This is a genomic window from Candidatus Chromulinivoraceae bacterium (genome assembly GCA_035478595.1).
GTDB lineage: Bacteria > Patescibacteriota > Saccharimonadia > Saccharimonadales > Saccharimonadaceae > CAMLKC01.
The window spans coordinates 44760-61026 of sequence record DATIJL010000003.1 but is presented as its reverse complement, the minus strand read 5'-3'; the positions used below and the strand labels follow the sequence as shown (position 1 = coordinate 61026).

General features: G+C 47.7%; 14 protein-coding genes. 7 read left to right on the top strand and 7 right to left on the bottom strand.

Annotated elements, in window-relative coordinates; translation table 11 throughout:
• Nucleotides 1-244: 244 nt before the first annotated feature.
• The 3 genes from VLG36_00840 to VLG36_00830 form a co-directional block, all read right to left on the bottom strand.
• On the bottom strand, nucleotides 245-931 hold the full coding sequence (locus VLG36_00840; protein HSW77327.1) for a hypothetical protein: 687 nt from the start codon (nucleotides 929-931) through the stop codon (nucleotides 245-247).
• 50 nt (nucleotides 932-981) lie between these two features.
• Complete coding sequence (locus VLG36_00835) at nucleotides 982-2064, bottom strand: alpha/beta hydrolase (GenBank protein HSW77326.1); 1083 nt, start codon at nucleotides 2062-2064, stop codon at nucleotides 982-984.
• Between the two features lie 87 nt (nucleotides 2065-2151).
• Complete coding sequence (locus VLG36_00830; protein ID HSW77325.1) at nucleotides 2152-3099, bottom strand: NADP-dependent oxidoreductase; 948 nt, start codon at nucleotides 3097-3099, stop codon at nucleotides 2152-2154.
• Between the two features lie 76 nt (nucleotides 3100-3175).
• Here VLG36_00830 and VLG36_00825 point away from each other — a divergent pair, with 76 nt between their 5' ends.
• Nucleotides 3176-3598: a MarR family transcriptional regulator gene (locus VLG36_00825; protein ID HSW77324.1), complete on the top strand. Its 423-nt coding sequence runs from the start codon at nucleotides 3176-3178 to the stop codon at nucleotides 3596-3598.
• An 832-nt stretch (nucleotides 3599-4430) separates the two neighbouring features.
• Here VLG36_00825 and VLG36_00820 read toward each other — a convergent pair.
• Nucleotides 4431-4682, bottom strand: a complete 252-nt coding sequence (locus VLG36_00820; GenBank protein ID HSW77323.1) for a hypothetical protein — start codon at nucleotides 4680-4682, stop codon at nucleotides 4431-4433.
• A 73-nt stretch (nucleotides 4683-4755) separates the two neighbouring features.
• Between VLG36_00820 and VLG36_00815 the strand changes: the two genes are divergently transcribed.
• Nucleotides 4756-5244, top strand: coding sequence for a YciI family protein (locus VLG36_00815; protein HSW77322.1), 489 nt, complete (start codon nucleotides 4756-4758; stop codon nucleotides 5242-5244).
• A gap of 81 nt (nucleotides 5245-5325) precedes the next feature.
• Here the strand turns inward: VLG36_00815 and VLG36_00810 are convergent, their stop codons facing one another.
• Nucleotides 5326-6717, bottom strand: coding sequence for a GDSL-type esterase/lipase family protein (locus VLG36_00810; GenBank protein ID HSW77321.1), 1392 nt, complete (start codon nucleotides 6715-6717; stop codon nucleotides 5326-5328).
• A gap of 234 nt (nucleotides 6718-6951) precedes the next feature.
• Nucleotides 6952-7416, bottom strand: a complete 465-nt coding sequence (locus tag VLG36_00805; GenBank protein ID HSW77320.1) for a MarR family transcriptional regulator — start codon at nucleotides 7414-7416, stop codon at nucleotides 6952-6954.
• An 80-nt stretch (nucleotides 7417-7496) separates the two neighbouring features.
• Between VLG36_00805 and VLG36_00800 the strand changes: the two genes are divergently transcribed.
• Nucleotides 7497-7904: a glyoxalase superfamily protein gene (locus VLG36_00800; GenBank protein ID HSW77319.1), complete on the top strand. Its 408-nt coding sequence runs from the start codon at nucleotides 7497-7499 to the stop codon at nucleotides 7902-7904.
• A gap of 97 nt (nucleotides 7905-8001) precedes the next feature.
• Nucleotides 8002-10239 carry an excinuclease ABC subunit UvrA gene (locus tag VLG36_00795; GenBank protein ID HSW77318.1) on the top strand — a complete coding sequence of 746 codons (2238 nt, stop codon included), beginning with the start codon at nucleotides 8002-8004 and terminating at the stop codon, nucleotides 10237-10239.
• A 209-nt stretch (nucleotides 10240-10448) separates the two neighbouring features.
• Here the strand turns inward: VLG36_00795 and VLG36_00790 are convergent, their stop codons facing one another.
• Complete coding sequence (locus tag VLG36_00790; GenBank protein ID HSW77317.1) at nucleotides 10449-10946, bottom strand: hypothetical protein; 498 nt, start codon at nucleotides 10944-10946, stop codon at nucleotides 10449-10451.
• 139 nt (nucleotides 10947-11085) lie between these two features.
• Between VLG36_00790 and VLG36_00785 the strand changes: the two genes are divergently transcribed.
• The 3 genes from VLG36_00785 to VLG36_00775 all read left to right on the top strand — a co-directional run bounded on the left by VLG36_00785 (nucleotide 11086) and on the right by VLG36_00775 (nucleotide 16145).
• Nucleotides 11086-11697: a TetR family transcriptional regulator gene (locus VLG36_00785; GenBank protein ID HSW77316.1), complete on the top strand. Its 612-nt coding sequence runs from the start codon at nucleotides 11086-11088 to the stop codon at nucleotides 11695-11697.
• A 374-nt stretch (nucleotides 11698-12071) separates the two neighbouring features.
• Complete coding sequence (locus tag VLG36_00780; GenBank protein HSW77315.1) at nucleotides 12072-12650, top strand: hypothetical protein; 579 nt, start codon at nucleotides 12072-12074, stop codon at nucleotides 12648-12650.
• A gap of 9 nt (nucleotides 12651-12659) precedes the next feature.
• Nucleotides 12660-16145, top strand: coding sequence for a DUF4082 domain-containing protein (locus tag VLG36_00775; GenBank protein ID HSW77314.1), 3486 nt, complete (start codon nucleotides 12660-12662; stop codon nucleotides 16143-16145).
• The last annotated feature ends 122 nt before the right edge of the window (nucleotides 16146-16267 follow it).

Sequence of the window (16267 nt, the reverse complement as noted above, 5' to 3'; positions counted from 1 at the left end):
GGATTGAATGCGTCTTTGACTATCTTAAAGAACATCTCTTCTTACAGAGTTCGTTTCCCCGCTCGGTGAACGGCTACGCCGTTCACTACATCCGAACATTGCTCGCGTACCAGCTTATGTGGGGGTTTTGAGACTCAGGTTCTAGGGAATCGCTGTCTTGTTGACATGTAAGTAAAAAATCCAGTTCGGACTCTATAAGGATAGCTCACAAGAAGAGTCACCTTCTAGCCATAGAGGATAATCGTTATCGTGTCAGACCCGGCGTGATAATGACGGGATGCTGTGGAGTATCGGGCTGAACTTGCTGTAATGCTCCATTACAATTCAAAGCAGCTTCTGCCGATATTTCCTTGCCATCGCAGTAATGTACCGGCGGCATATTGTTATCGTTATAGACGGTAATTCCGAAGATTGTACAGACGACGAGAAATAAAGCTCCTCCAAGGATGACGCCTCTATTTCCATACCTCTTACCAAATACAATGCTAATCAGTAGGAGTCCCGAAAAGACAATTGTCAGTGCAAGTCCCGTCCAGCCTATGAACGAGCTAATACCTACAAGCGGCGAGCTTAAATCTATACTCAGAAACCCAAAAAGGAATACTTGGTGTGTATCTCCAAAGCCGACAACACCAAGATATAGTGCTAGTACAGCAATGATTTGACCGATTTGCACAGTGCGTAATCCAATAGTTGCTGGTACGGTCTTAGCTAGTCTTGAAGATGCTTGGAACTGAAGGAAAACGAATAGTAATAATATAACCATTGAAGCCGGGAAAAGGATGATCGTTAGCCAACCTTTAGTGAGCGACTCGTATGCGCAGAGCAGGGTTACTGCTAGGACTATTTTGAAATGCAGAGGTGCTTTACCCGGGGCTGGTCTACGCGCATTACTACTTAATACATTTTTAGGTTGAGGAGACTGACTCATATTGTTTGTAGTATAGCACAATGCGACAACTCTTTTTAATTGTGTGAGTTTTAGGCACTCCGAGCTAATGCTCTAAAGACAGGCATTTCCAGAGCTATTGTACCCATATGTCCCATATCGGATCGTTCGATCGGTATATTGTGTGGTATATGCTCTCTCAGATAGTCAAAATGCGCTATGCTAGTGTATTTGTCGTCCGCAGTCCCCTGTATGATATATACTTCCTTTTCGCCAAGGTCTGAGAGTTCAAAACACCAATGTGCCCTAAGCGCCATGATATTATCGATTCTTCCCGAGGAGCCATGTTTGAGGGCATTCTCATGTGATGCGGCAAGATAACGGTGTACCTGTGGTTCATTGACAACCCTCATATCCGAGGGGCCGAGATGAGGCATAATTGATCGGATTACCCCTGAAGGATTTCTTACGATCGCCTCGCCCGATGTATCTTCAAAACTCTTCGCCAAAGTTTCCTCGTCAGCTAAGCCAATCAGTCTTTCGTTGTTTGTTTCTACGCCGTTGAGCCGGTCGATCTCCGCATTTGCGGGCGCACGACAGGCAAAAATAGCAACGTTTGCAACTTCGGGGAGTAAAGCACCTGCCGCTAGTGCATATGGCGCGCCCCCGGACCGTCCAGCTACGCTGAGCCGTGTAATATTGTATGCCCGAGCGATTGCTTGCATAAGAACTGCACCGTCACCTACCCTGTGCCCCTGCCAGCGTTCGGAATCACCATAGGCAGGCCGATCCCACATTAACAGCCGGAGACCACTGTTGTGCAAGTCTCTTGTGCGCTGATAAGGAAGATCGGGCATGCCGCTTGCAGGAAGTCCGGGACAAAACATGATCGGATAGCCGTCTTCTGGTCCAAAAGAGCGAGTCATAATGTTGATATGTCTGTTGTCGGATAATTGAATCTCGACCATGCCACCTGTGTGTAATTGACAGTGATCAAGAGAAAGAAGCGGGCGTGGTTCTAGGAGAAGACTCTCTGAGCTAGTATTCTGGGACGTCACTAATTCGAGCGTAGATGCTGCTAGCGCAGTCTCGGCTGCTCGTCTTCGCATCCATGCTCGCTCTTCTTCCATTCTGGCGTCGGACATCAGTGTCTGAGTGTCGAACTGTTCGTGCATGCTTTTTATAATACGATATTTTCGAGAAGCAGTAATCCGAATGTTTAGCGTTAGTGTAGTCCTTGGCTCTGGTTGCGTTTCCCCCGCTTATGAACGTTCTCCAATTTGAGTCACTACTTTACCGCGTGGATGTCCGTTTTTCTGGTAGTCAAAAGCATTCCCAATTTCGTCGAGTGAAAATGTTTTAGCTATCTGTACCTTCACAAGCCCATTATCTAGTAACTTTCCCAGCTCTGTGAATGATTGAGATGTTGCGCTCTCAGCTTGCTCGATAAACTCGATTTGATATTTCTGTGCGAGTTCTGGATGGCGGTCCCACAGCATCGTAGTGGTCCTGCCGCCAGGTTTTAATACCGTGAATGACTTCGCAAAGATTTCATCCCCGATAGTGTCAAAGACAACATCGTAGTCGTGGAGCAATTCGCTAAAATCTTCTTTCTGGTAGTCTACAACAATATCTGCGCCGAGACTCTTTGCGTATTCTTTATCTTTTTCGCTAACAGTGGTGGCAACGTACGCGCCGAGATGTTTAGCTATCTGCAAGGCGAGGGTGCCAATGCCGCCTGCACCACCGTGGATTAGCACGCGCTGCCCGGCCTTAACCTGTAGTATTTCGACCAGGACATGCCAGGCTCGAAGTCCAGCCATCGGGACTGCCGCGGCTTGTTCAAAGCTCTGGCTGGTGGGTTTTTTCCAGACAAATGCCGCGTTTGCAATCGCCATCTCGGCTAATGAACCTGACCCACCTCGGTTATAACCTGCCATTCCATAGACCTTGTCACCTTCTTTAAGATGTGTGACTCCAGCTCCTACTTTCTTGACGACGCCGGCAAAGTCACTACCAGGGGTGAAAGGAAAAGGAAGTTTCATAAAGCGGCTCAACTCACCCTCCACCATCTTCCAATCAATGGGGTTTAATGCGGCGGCCTTAACTTCTATGAGTACAAAGCCGGGTGCTAGTGTTGGCTCACTAGCATTCTCGTTAATCTGGATATTTTTTGCTGGTATATAGTCAGTGATTTGTGGTGCTTTCATAGAAACTCCCTCGATGTTATAATACTTTTATATATAAAGTATCTTTATGTATCTAACTATACGCAAAGGAATATTCATGTCAAGAACTAATAAAGTAGCAATCATTCAAACCAAGCTTCAGGATTTTAGTACGCATGTCTATCTATTTCAGCAACAAGTGGCTGAAAAAATGAAATTGCACCCGACGGATTTTCATAGCATTCATCTGCTTGATAAGTATGGAGAGTTAACGGCAGGCCAACTCGCAACACACCTTAGCCTTACGAGCGGTGCCACGACAGCGGCTATCGATAGGCTTGTTGAGCTTGGGTATGCAGAACGCGCTGCTAGTGGCATTGACCGTCGGAGCACAATAATCCGGCTGCGTTCCGAAAGTATCAAAAAGATGAGGAGTGAGTATTCGTTAATAGATGCACGCCTTCAAGATAAGTTAGAACAGTTCTCGGATGCTGAATTGGATGTTGTTGGACGTTTTTTACAGAAACTGACGGAGCTTTAGTTCAGCTGCGTTAGATACGTTGCAACTGTTTTATGGCTGCTCTACAGCCTAAACCGTCAATCATTTTGACGACTTGGGCTGTAGCACAGAGGAGGTTCCTGGCTACAGGTTAGACTGTTATAGTTGTAGGTATGTGCGTATCAACTCGGCGTTAACCTCGTTGAGAACACCGCATTCCCTGAGGACGGTACACGCTACTGGCACCACGAGACGCCAGACCTCGTGTGGGTCGACGTTTTCAGTGTCTGTCAGTACTGGTGGTTCTGCTTGCGTCAGCATCATGACCGCCAGGTCTACGTACATCCGGAAGTCGCCGAGGCCAGCCTGATCCTCCTGGATCCGCTGACTGACCAACTTGGACAATTCCGCCTGGGACAACTCACGCACCATGTCCACTCCTCTGTGTATGTCCAAGCGATACGCTTGGAACGACGCTACTATATCATATTTTACGCTTATTGCACACAGCAACTTGAGCGTCAGCTTGGTCGACGGCGAGTCTGAACTCGAGAGGATCGTACGACACGTTGACGACTACCGTACAGATGTCCTGGTTTGTCGGCACCGACCGCTCCAAGAACGACTACGGAGACACTTCAAATTAAGTGCATATCATTCCCTATGATATTCTGTAATGAGATAGAAAAAGCTTCACGGACTGTGAAGCTTTTTCTTGTTTGGATGTTGCTCTGCGACACTGATCCGCGATGGGCTTATAGCAAAATTCTAAATAGGTTAACGTTGCCCGTTCCGCCTATCCCAAAGGGACGGACGGAACGGGCCACGAGCAGGGACGTCAATCCCGGTTACATGCTGGCGCCGTCACCCGAATTCACGGGCCGATGACGACGCCCTTGTCGTAGGTCGTCTCGAACTCGCCCGTGTGGTTCTGGGCGCGGTCGAAGGCCGCCATGTGCTCGTTGTACGACGACTCACTCGTGATGAGGAACTTGCCCGAGGAGCAGATGGTCCCGTATTCCAGGACCACTCTCGCGTCGGGTATCCTTGCCACGAGGACGAAAGCCTGCTGGACAGCCTCTTCGATCGAGGTGCCGGGCTGGACCTCCAGATCGATGTCATGCATACGTGTCTCCTTGCTCGGGGGTGCTGCGGGTTGCATGCACCCAATCCAATTCGTAAGACTAAAATATTATTTCATGTTTATGTATAAAAAGCAAGTACAGCTTTATCTAAAGAATACACGATTGCAGCATGCAATGCTCTCGGGTTTTGCTGAGATTGATATTGTTGATTTTTTTACATTTGCTGATTCATTGTCAGTAGGTATACTCCGACTAGTACTAATAATGAAAGGAATAGAAAACATGACAAAGTACATTCTTGTATATAAGATGAACGAAGCGAATGACTGGAGTGCAGCTCCAGAGGCTGAGGTTAAAAAAGTAATGCAGGCTTGGGGAGAATGGCTTGGACTACTGGGATCAGCTCATAAGAGTGGTGATGCTTTTAAGTTCGGTGGTAAAAGTGCCACTAAAGACGGTGTTAAAGCCGCTGATAACCTGTTAACAGGTTATGCTATTATCGAGGCTGAAAACTTTGATGAAGCATTAGCCGTCGCTCAGAAGGCGCCAAACGTGCAAGCGGGCACTGGCACCGTCGAAGTGTACGAGGCGTTTGGCTTGTAATTTTTACATAACACTCTCGCTATATATGAAGCGGCCCCCGAAACCACGAAGGTTTCGGGGGTGTTTTCGCCTCCATGGGATCTACCGAACGGTGCCGCTTGATGCTCCTGCGAGCGTCAAGGCATCGGCAACTGCCATGACCATGACGCCGTCACCTGTTGGGTGAAAGGCATCCTTGTCGGTTGGTGGGCGGATATCAGCACCGGGACTGTCTGACAGGTCATCGCAGAGCGTCTTGAGCTCTGGCTTGACGAACCTGAACCCGAACAGGCCGGCGCCCTCTTGCAACACCTTGTTCAGATCGGCATTGCGCTGGTTGAGCATGTCGATCTTCTCGGGCGTGAGCCCCTTAGTCGCCGCGCAGGTTGCTCCCTGCTTGATGACGTCGTACGAACCGTTGATCACGATCATCGGATGGCTACCGTCGGGGCCGTTGGTGAGGCCCTGAAGCTCGACGAGGAGATCGTGGTAACTCCACTTGAACTTCTCGAGGAGTGCCTGGTAGTCGGGTGTCGTGAGGTTGTCGTTGCACACGTCGGCCAAGTAGCACAGGCCGATCGCGCGCGACCACCAGAGGTCGTTGGGACCGATGGTGACGAATACGGCTTTGATGCCGGTCATCTGCTTGACCGCACTGATCTGGGGGATCAATGAGCGGCCGCTGCGTGATTGCGGTCCCATCAACCCTTCGTCGATGGTTGCGCTGGAGCACGCGAGGTTGAGCACTCGCCACCCCTCGACACGTCCTATCTGCGCAGCAAGCGAATCGCTGCTTCGCCGACAGTCCGAATCATCTTTTGTGGGGTTTTTGAGGTCCTTTCCTCCCTGTGTTGCCGCACGCGAATCACCGATGGATACGGCGTCGTAGCCCTTGAGCTTGGGACCCATGGGCACGGGCGACAGGTGCAGCGTACTGTGTCCGACCAAATCATCCAGCGATGTTGCCTGGCTGATCGAGCTCGACCCAACGACAAAGAGCGTGGCAGCGATTGCCAAACTCAGTATTGTCGCAACGAGCGTACGGAGTACGAGTAGTCCTGCCTGTCGCCTTCTGTCGCTCTTGAAGTTGAGAAACACGAAGGAGACGCCGATGCTGAGGAACAGGCTGATCGCCAACGCGATGAACGCGAAGTTGATCAGCCAAGTCCGAAAGCCGGCGACGAACTGGGCACTGACATCCGGCGGCAATTTGTGCTCGACCGCCGCCCTATTCAGGAGATCACTCCCCTGGAACGGTGCATTCACGGTTAGATGGGCGCGCACTGGCCCATAGTACTGGGTTGGTAGCAGATAGAACGTCTGCGGCGTACCAGTATCAACCGTTATTTCACCGTGGCCACTCAGTGACCAGTCGGGCGTGACAGCATTGACCGTAAAATGCTGGCCAAGCGTATTGATGCTCTGACTGGGTGTAACGACAGCGGAGAGCATGATTGAAGTGGTGCTGATGCCCAGAAATAGGGCGAGCACCACGGCTATCCATCGCCACCTTCGCGTGCCGGTGATCCACCCGAGGGTAGATCTGACGGGTCGGAGGAGCGACCGAACGACGGGTTGGTTGAGGTGCAACGTCGTGGACTGAACCTGACTAGAGGTCATCGGAATATCCTTCCGTGTAGTATCCTGGAGACGTGTTGCATACTTTAGTAGTATTTGGCTATTTAGTCAATATTGTACTAAAGGTATGAACGCCTGATCGTAGCCTATCTAACTGAGATTTTTGTCAATTTTATCTATATGCTCGGTAACATTCTTTGTAAAATGTGTTAAAAAATCTGCTATCGTGGCGAGTTCTTCGTTTGAATAGCTAGCGAGGAGTTCTTTATGTGATTTTTGAACACCCATCACAAGTGGCATAGCTAACTGAGTATAATGAGGGTCAATCTCTATGAGTACCCCGCGCCTGTCATTAGGGTTAGGTTTTCGCACAATAAAATGAACCTTTTCGAGTCGATCCAGCATCGCGGTGGTTGAACCGGTGGTGAGACCAGTGAATCTGGCAAGTTCTGTTGGAGTTGAAGTCCCTTTTATAGTCAAAAAACTCAGACATTCAGAGTCGGTCGCGTTTAGGTTCAGTTTCCGCGCAATGGCATTACGAAATAAAACCGAACTAACCCCTTGATCACGAGCGGCGAAAAACACTTTCTTCTCTAATTCTTGCTTTGTATTCATAATGTTGTTGACAATAACTCTAATATCAAGTAAGTTGATTATATAGCAAAATGAATAAAAATGCAATAGAAAGGATCTCTATGCAAACTGCAAACAAACTTATGATGGTCACGATAAATGTTGGTGACATGACTAAATCTAAAGAGTTTTACGTTGATAAACTTGGCTTTGCCATTTCGACAGAATACCGCATGGACGATGACAACTGGTGGACTACCCTTGCCCTCCCCGAAGGTGGAGCTAGTCTGACGCTTTCACGATCGAGCGCTGCCGCTGAGAACGCTCAGCTTAGTAAAGTATCGGTGTATTTTGAGACGTCAGATGTTGACGCCACGCACAAAGAACTAAGCGATAAAGATCTTGAGATTGATGAAGTTCAGGATGATCTATTCGGGCCTGGATCTGCCGTAAAGTGGTTGAACGTAAAAGACCCAGATGAAAATGTCATCTTCTTTGCGCAGAAGCATGATGCACGAGCGCCTTTCTAGAAAAACATACAAAAAGAGGCTCCACTGTGGGCCTCTTTTTTATTCCGGTAACACTGTGAATCAAATCATAGTACTATAAGAGGTACAAGGAGCATGCATGCAAGAATATATTGAAATTCGCGGTGCCCGCGAGAACAACCTAAAGGACGTCAGTCTTAAGATTCCAAAACGCAAGATAACTATTTTTACAGGCGTATCGGGCTCGGGAAAATCAAGCATTGTGTTTGATACTATCGCCGCCGAATCGCAGCGGTTGCTAAACGAGAACTTTAGTATGTTTGTTCGTAACTTCTTACCTCGTATCAGCCAGCCTGAGGCTGATGAGATTAAAAACTTGAGCATGGCTGTGATTGTGGATCAAAAGCCGCTCGGTGGTGGTTCACACTCGACCGTCGGTACGGTAACCGATATTGCGACGGCCTTGCGACTGATGTTTTCTCGGTTCGGTAAGCCATATGTAGGGTATGCAAACGCCTTCTCTTTTAATGATCCCGCCGGCATGTGTCCTAACTGTAACGGGGTAGGCCAAAAACTGGGTATCGATATGGATGCGGCATTTGATATGGATAAATCAATTAACGAAGGGGCCCTACGCCTCCCCGACTATACTAGTACCAATAGTTGGCAGCTAAGGATTGTTCAGCATTCAGGTCTATTTGACCCGGATAAGAAACTTAAAGATTTTAGTCAAAAAGAACTTGATGCACTTTATCACTCGGGGTTAGTTAAAGTTGATCTGGGCGCCGGTATGAAGCTCAATTTTGAGGGTGTAGTCGATAAGTTCGTACGCAAATACATCACGCAGTTCGATTTTAGAACGATGTCAGAGCGCACGCAGAAAAACGTCAGTCCATTTATTACTATGGGTATATGTGAGCTGTGTCATGGTGCTCGATTGAACCAAAAGGCGCTAGCTTGCAAGATCGAGGGTTATAATATTGCTGATTTCAGCGCGATACAGGTTGATAAACTGCTTGGCGTTGTTCAAAAACTTGATCGTCAAGAGAATCATGCGCTCGTAAAGACAGTTGAAGAACGGTTATCTAACTTAGTAGAGATTGGACTCGGATATCTTAGTCTAGATCGGACAACTGACACGCTCTCTGGTGGTGAATCGCAGCGTGTTAAGTTGGTAAAACATCTTAACGGTAGCCTAGTTGATGTAATGTATATCTTTGACGAGCCAAGCATCGGTCTGCATCCGCGAGATGTTCACCGCTTAAATGAGTTGTTATGCAAACTACGCGATCAAGGTAATACAGTTATCGTCGTAGAACATGATCCAGATGTTATCAAAGCCGCTGATCATATTGTGGATGTTGGTCCCCTTGCCGGCACAAAGGGCGGCGAGGTGGTTTTTGAGGGTACTTATGCAGAGTTGTTAAAAGCGAAAACGCTTACAGGCGAACACCTCAAAGACCAAGTACCTATTAAACCGGAGTTTCGCAAATCTAATGGTAAACTGACGGTGAAGAACGCGACCGCACATAATCTGCAGAATGTTACGGTTGATATTCCGACAGGTGTCTTTACGGTGGTTACTGGTGTATCGGGATCAGGTAAGAGCTCACTGATTCATGATGAATTTTTAAAGCAACATCCGCTTGCAATTGTCGTTAACCAAACGCCGGTTGGTACTTCTAACCGCTCTAACCCGGCCACTTATATAGGAATCATGGACGTGATTCGCAAAGCTTTTGCCGATACTAACAAAGTAGATGCTGGACTCTTTAGCTTTAACTCCAAAGGTGCCTGCGATAACTGTAAAGGTGCTGGATTTTTGACTCAAAACCTAGGCTTCCTGGATGATGCTAAGACACCGTGTGATGTATGTGGCGGTAAACGGTTTAAGGATGAAGTACTTGCCTACAAATATAATGGCAAGTCGATTACCGATGTACTTGATTTAACAATGAGTGACGCGAATGAATTCTTTGACTTGCCTGAAGTTGCAGCTAAATTGCAAGCGCTTAACGATGTTGGCCTAGAATACCTAACGCTTGGTCAGCCGCTCAGTACCCTCTCAGGTGGTGAATGTCAGCGCATAAAACTTGCCAGCGAACTGCATAAAAAAGGTAGCGTGTATGTGCTTGATGAACCTACGACTGGGTTGCATATTTCTGATATTGCTCGCCTCCATAAACTCATCGATCGGCTGGTTGGTGAAGGAAATACGGTCATCACAATTGAGCATAATGTTGAGGTGATTCGCCAGGCAGATTGGATTATCGATCTTGGCCCTGATGGTGGTGACAAGGGTGGCAAAATTATGTTTGAAGGTACGCCGACGGAGCTACAGAAAAGCAAGACAGCCCTTATCGCTCAGTACATCTAACGTTATTTTCGATTGCCAGCCTGAATCACTTTATACTTCGCAGAAGTGATCCGCTTTCCCGAAGGCTAAATTTCGAGAGTATCCCGTCAAGGAACGGTTATAAATTATTCAGGGTTCGAATCCCCCACCTCAAGTCGTGAATTCATTACAGCCTAAGAAAAAACCTGGATGCCGGTGTCATCCAGGTTTTTATATTTTCTAGCTTCTTATTAAAACTGTGCCCATACGCTCCCGGTGTCTAGGTACTGCCTCATCAGATCTATCTTTCTTTCTGAATTAAGGTGATACACAAAACACTGAGCAACTTTGTACTTTTCTCCCAGGAAGGTCTCTGGGTCTTTTGGCCAAGGCCATTTTTGCTCGTTGCCAAACTTAATAACCTCTTCACTCACGGTGCCGATATTCCAGTACTCTAGAACACCCCAGTCACTAGCGATTGCGTTCGTGATCATGATAGGAGTTTTTTTATCCGCTACGGCCGCCTGAAACCACGGCATAACTTCATTTCTTCCTTTGAGCACTTTGTTGTAAGGCATGAGCCCCCATTCGATATCGTCGGCGATTTGAGCGCCCACGGTAGCTAGATCACCTGATGCAACTGCCCAGATGAGGGTGGAAAGTGGTGTTGCCTTTGACCCCTCTTTTAATGATTCCTGGTTATGATCGATTGGTTTTATATTTTCGAAATCAAGATCATCTGCATTCATAGTTACCCCTCCTGCTTAATGTTAGTTTGAAAACCTGGCGCCAATTCGACTATAAGCAAAGGCAGTATTCGTGTCAAGAATATTGACACTCAGTCTCATTTTATACTATTGTATGAATATGAACACAGTGAGAAAACCTATGAGCGAATCACGGCATGCTATGAAGATTCGCGTAGGATTGCGAGAGCAAAAGAGACGACACCTGTTAGACACTGTGCATAAAAAGGCCGTGGTATTATCCATCAAACATGGTTACGACCTTGTAACAGTTGAGCAGATCGCGGTGGCGGCAATGATTTCGCGCAGCACTTTTTTTAGACACTTTGCAACAAAGGAGGCGGCCGTGCTGTATAACAGCCTTGGTCCTGACCTTATGAGCAGTTTTCGTAATCAGTCTTCGAATATTACAACTATTCAGGCATTGCGAAATACATTCAACGAAGTATTCTCAGGATCAACAATAAGCGCCGTAGAAAGCAAATTACATAGACAACGTATGATCTTAATTCGTACCGTTCCAAAGTTAAGAATGGCCATGATTGATCAGATATCCATGAGCACCGACATGCTTGCTAGCTTAATCGCTGAACACGCCAAACGAACGGCAGATGATCCCGCTGTTCGTACACTCGCGAGTGCGCTCATGGGAGTGACGATCGGTATCTTAATTGACAGTGAGGATAACGATGAAAGTTACCTCGACAGAATCGACGAAGCTCTAAAACAATTAGAGACGGGGTTCTTGATTTAGGTGGAGGGTGCGCCTTATAAGAAATCGACCACTCTGCTGAATAACCGTTAGGAAATTGCTTGTGCGGGTGTCGATGGTGTAGAGTAGAGTTTTCGCTAATTGAGGTGTGCATTATCTGTTCCTCGACATCAAGGGATGCCTCTATGTGGCCTTGGGTGCGTGGTCATCTTCAACACTCGGCCTCGCCCACCTTACTCAAGTCATATCAAGCGAATGATTCTTAGCAGACGCCGGGACACCTGTGGCTATCTTCGAACATATTATTCTTGATGTGATCTTTACATCCTGTAGTAGGTAGTTATAATGAAACATAAGTGTAATTGTAACGCGCGGTAGAGCGCATTGTACATATATAGAATAAAGAGGTAGCAACGATGTCGCGTTTGCCTATACCAGGTTCAGATGACAGTACCTGGGGCGCAATTTTAAACGATTTTCTAAGTGTAGAGCTTAACGCTGACGGCACTCTTAAAAAAGCGTCAACTATTAACAGTGCTGAACAAACAGCCAACAAAGGTGCGGCAAACGGTTATGCACCGCTAGACGCAGCAGCCAAGTTACCTATGGCCAATCTACCTGCGCACTCTCACACCCTCACCTTTTCGCTCGCTACATTCTCGAAAAACGGTACGCTCACTGTCTCTGGTGGCACGATGCGATTCCCTGTTGATGGTACATATACTATCGTTGGTACGCGACTTATGGTTGGTACAGCTCCAACTGGAGCGGATTTAGTACTCGATATTAAAAAGAATGGCAGCACCATATACACCACAGCTGCTAATCGGCCTCGCATTACTGCTGGTGCAAATAGCGGTGGTCCCGGTGCGACACCTGACATAACTTCTCTTGTGGCTGGAGATTATCTAACGGTTGATGTGCTTCAGGTTGGCTCGACAGTCGCTGGTGCCGACCTAACAACAACTGTTATCGTAACGAAGGCTGTTTCGTAGGATAGTGCCATGGCTCGACTTTTAAACTCGACCCGTTTTAAGAGCCCGAGCACGGCAACGGCTAATTTTAGCGTTACGATTCCTGCTACAACTGCCGGTTCAACACTTGTGTGCGTTGCGGGTGGCGGTGCGATTGTAACGGCAAAATTAGGTACGACGGCATTCACGAAACGAACGACATCGCTTAATACTCGCGAAGTGGCTGCACAGGACATTGTTGATTCGGCTGGTGGAACGACGGCCGTAGCGATATCGCTCAATGGCGCAGAAAATGTTGATGGGATGATTTATGAGTTTGCCTCAGGTTCGCTTGGCAGTTTTATAGCTGGTGCGACGGAAGGTGGAGTGGGCGGTAACACGAGCATTGATACTAATGGTCGTGCAAAAACGGGGACAATTACTACGACCAATTCAGCAGTGGTTTTTGCTATGTTTACCGTTGGCGATAGCTCAATCGCCGTATCACAGCACCAATGGTGGGGATTTGAACCACTGGGTAAACAATATGCTAATGAAGGCATTAATACGGATCCATCGAAAAGTATTTATTGGTCGATGATTGCTGTCTCGGATCAGTCTAGTGCTACTACATTGCAGGCTCAGAGTGCTAGTATCCAGCTTGGTTCTATACACCAGTCAGTTGTTTGGGCGTATCAAGATTTGTCTGGTGGCGTTGCTACGTACTCTAATCCCTACCCGAATGCGATTGCCGCGGAGAACTCCTTGCCAGGCACATACTATAATAAATGGCTCTCTGCTCCAACTGATGCTCTCAATGCTCAAATTAGCGGCTACACTGGAAGCCTGTCGTATAATCCTGGTGACACAGTTGACTTTAAAGTTTACTCCAACAATATTGGATTCAACGTAGAGATTGTGCGCATTGGCCATTATGGCTATTTTCCGTTTGGTGCACGAGCCCAAGCTACGATCTCGGGTAGTCCTGTGGTGCAGCCAGTGCCTACGATCAATTCGTATGGTGGAACCGTATGTGCATGGACGACAAATGCTACCTGGGCAATTCCAGCGGCTGCGACGCCAGGAATTTATTCGTATACATTAAGACGAACGGATAACTCTGCGTATCAAATGATGGGCACTTTTGTGGTCAAATCCCCTGTCCCATCAACAAAATCGCAAACTATCATGATGACAACAGCAGATTTCACCTGGCAGGCATATAACCCCTGGGGAGGAGTAACCGATACGGGTAATGGTTATTCTGGCTATAGCGGACGATACCTGTACGGTACGGCACCGAGTCCTACGACAGCTAACAGAGGGTTTGCTGTTTCCTATGATAGACCTCTTGGAACAATAGGCGCTAATTCAGAAACATTTTTTTGGGATTCTGAAGGTGGAGCGGTGAGCTTTTTGGAGGCGAACGGTTACGACGTTGCGTACTATACGATGGTTGATATCGACAAAGATACCTCGATACCGTCGAAGTTTGCAACAGCCATTTCGCAGGGACATAGTGAGTACTGGTCTGCTAATGTACGCGATGCCTACGAGAGTGCTCGCGATGCTGGCACTAATCTGATGTTTATTACTTCGAACACTTCTCTTTGGCATGTGCGATTTGATCCTGCCGACACGAGTCGACGTACTATGATTTGCTATAAAGACTCACATGATACCACTGGTTATGATAATACTACTAAGTATGACCCGATAAGCTATACCGGTACCTGGCGTGATTCACGTACGATTGTCGGCGGTGTTAATAATACCAATCGACGACCGGAGACCGGCATGACAGGTCAATGGTTTGTTGGTAACGGAACCTTTAGTGAGCGCATTGCCGTTCCGAACGACTACAGCAGTCTTCCGATTTGGCGCAATACATCTGTTTCGACGGGTAGTACGATTACGCCTCACGGCTCATCAACGGTCGCTCTGTCGACTGCCGGCACGGCGATTACCGTTACCACGCCGGCGTCCACGCAAGTAGGAGATCTCATTCTAATGACCATCGCTTTTAATGGCGACCCGGGTGGTTTTAGCTCAAATGGTTTCCGTGTTGTCTTTCAACAATCTACTGGTTTGACAAATATTTCGACTGTTCTTATTCAGGTGTACGCATCTCAGGCTGGTGCCGCTGCCTACGTTTTTAACTGGACCAGGTCGGTGATGGCCTGTGCGACTTGTATTGCCTACGGAGGCGCTGTATGGGAAGAGACGAATAAGACGATTGCTGCAGATGCGAGTGGTGGTGCGGCTCATGCAACACTTGCGATTCGAACTGAAGGTAGCGACCGGTGGGCGATTTGTGTGTTTGCTGATGTAGATGCAACGGGCACCCAGAAAACAACTAGCTGGACAGCCGGTGCAGGGCTAACGTCTCGTGTCGAGGTTGACACCTCAACTGCAGCATCTGGACCGTGGGTGTCGCTTGTGGCTATGGATACCAATGGTGCCGTTACGCTAGGAAGTCATACCTATTCGGCAACTGCTCAATTTGCCAACCCACATGCTGCAGTGGGAATGATGTATATATCACCGGGAACAGTCCTCTTTCCAGGTGCGATAGGTGCTGAGTGGGACTATGTAAAAGTCGACGAACCAACTACGCCAAAAAACATGGTGATGTTAAATCGTCAGGCAACGCAAATTCGTGCGCAGCGCGCCGACTATTATGGTAATAGCTACAATGCAGATGGAACGCTATTCTATGGCATGACGCTTTACCAAGCACCATCTGGTGCGTTGGTCTTTAACACGGGCACGTGGCGTTTTCCATGGGGACTGAGCAGATACCGTGCGGGTAACCTGGATATTAATGGTCCGGTCGACGTTGTGATGCAGCAAGCATTTATTAACGTGTTGGGTGATTTTGGACACCAGCCGACAACATTACTAGGTACGACGGCCAATCTTGCAGCTCCTGCTCTCGTAGGACCGGGGACAGTACAATCACCTTCGGCATACGGTCTTCCCGCCACCGTTCCTGTCGACTATAAAACTATTTATACATCGACACTTGTTCCAACTTCTACGATTGCCAATGATAGTACTGACTATACCCTTGGTACGCTCTTCACGTCATCGAGCGACGGTAAGATCTATGGTGCACGGTGGTATTTCCCTGATATTCTTCCTACACATCCTGTTATTGCAACGTTATATAGCTGGACTTCAGATACAACAGGCACGGCTCTCGCTTCAGCTACTTTTAGCAATCCTCAAACAGGTTGGAGCCAGGTTCTCTTTACGACGCCCATCTCGATTACTGCTAATACGAAATACGTTATTTGTGTATGGACGATTGATTACTATGCATCAACCTCAGGATTATTTGCATCAAGTAGTGTTACCGACGGTGACCTAACGGCGCCGCAGACTACCTCGAGTGTGCATAACGGTAAATACCAAGCGGGTACGGGTAGTTCGACCTACCCTACCCAGAGCTTTAACGGTGGAGGTTATTTCGCGGACGTGCTGTATATAGGTGATGGCACAGTTCAGTTTGAAGGTTGGGGTATTCCGACTTAGGTTTGAGTTGCGGATATTGCCCGCAGTTGGCTTTATTTTTCTGAATAAACAAAAAACCAGCGTTTGCTGGTGTAAGAGATGTTGAATAAAGTGATATTAAACTAAGGAAGGTGTGGGGACGG

Coding starts and splice junctions, on each gene's coding strand:
- VLG36_00840 (HSW77327.1), bottom strand. CDS start 931: ATGAGTCAGTCTCCTCAACCTAAAAATGTATTAAGTAGTAATGCGCGT.
- VLG36_00835 (HSW77326.1), bottom strand. CDS start 2,064: ATGCACGAACAGTTCGACACTCAGACACTGATGTCCGACGCCAGAATG.
- VLG36_00830 (HSW77325.1), bottom strand. CDS start 3,099: ATGAAAGCACCACAAATCACTGACTATATACCAGCAAAAAATATCCAG.
- VLG36_00825 (HSW77324.1), top strand. CDS start 3,176: ATGTCAAGAACTAATAAAGTAGCAATCATTCAAACCAAGCTTCAGGAT.
- VLG36_00820 (HSW77323.1), bottom strand. CDS start 4,682: ATGCATGACATCGATCTGGAGGTCCAGCCCGGCACCTCGATCGAAGAG.
- VLG36_00815 (HSW77322.1), top strand. CDS start 4,756: ATGTTTATGTATAAAAAGCAAGTACAGCTTTATCTAAAGAATACACGA.
- VLG36_00805 (HSW77320.1), bottom strand. CDS start 7,416: ATGAATACAAAGCAAGAATTAGAGAAGAAAGTGTTTTTCGCCGCTCGT.
- VLG36_00800 (HSW77319.1), top strand. CDS start 7,497: ATGCAAACTGCAAACAAACTTATGATGGTCACGATAAATGTTGGTGAC.
- VLG36_00795 (HSW77318.1), top strand. CDS start 8,002: ATGCAAGAATATATTGAAATTCGCGGTGCCCGCGAGAACAACCTAAAG.
- VLG36_00790 (HSW77317.1), bottom strand. CDS start 10,946: ATGAATGCAGATGATCTTGATTTCGAAAATATAAAACCAATCGATCAT.
- VLG36_00785 (HSW77316.1), top strand. CDS start 11,086: ATGAGCGAATCACGGCATGCTATGAAGATTCGCGTAGGATTGCGAGAG.
- VLG36_00780 (HSW77315.1), top strand. CDS start 12,072: ATGTCGCGTTTGCCTATACCAGGTTCAGATGACAGTACCTGGGGCGCA.
- VLG36_00775 (HSW77314.1), top strand. CDS start 12,660: ATGGCTCGACTTTTAAACTCGACCCGTTTTAAGAGCCCGAGCACGGCA.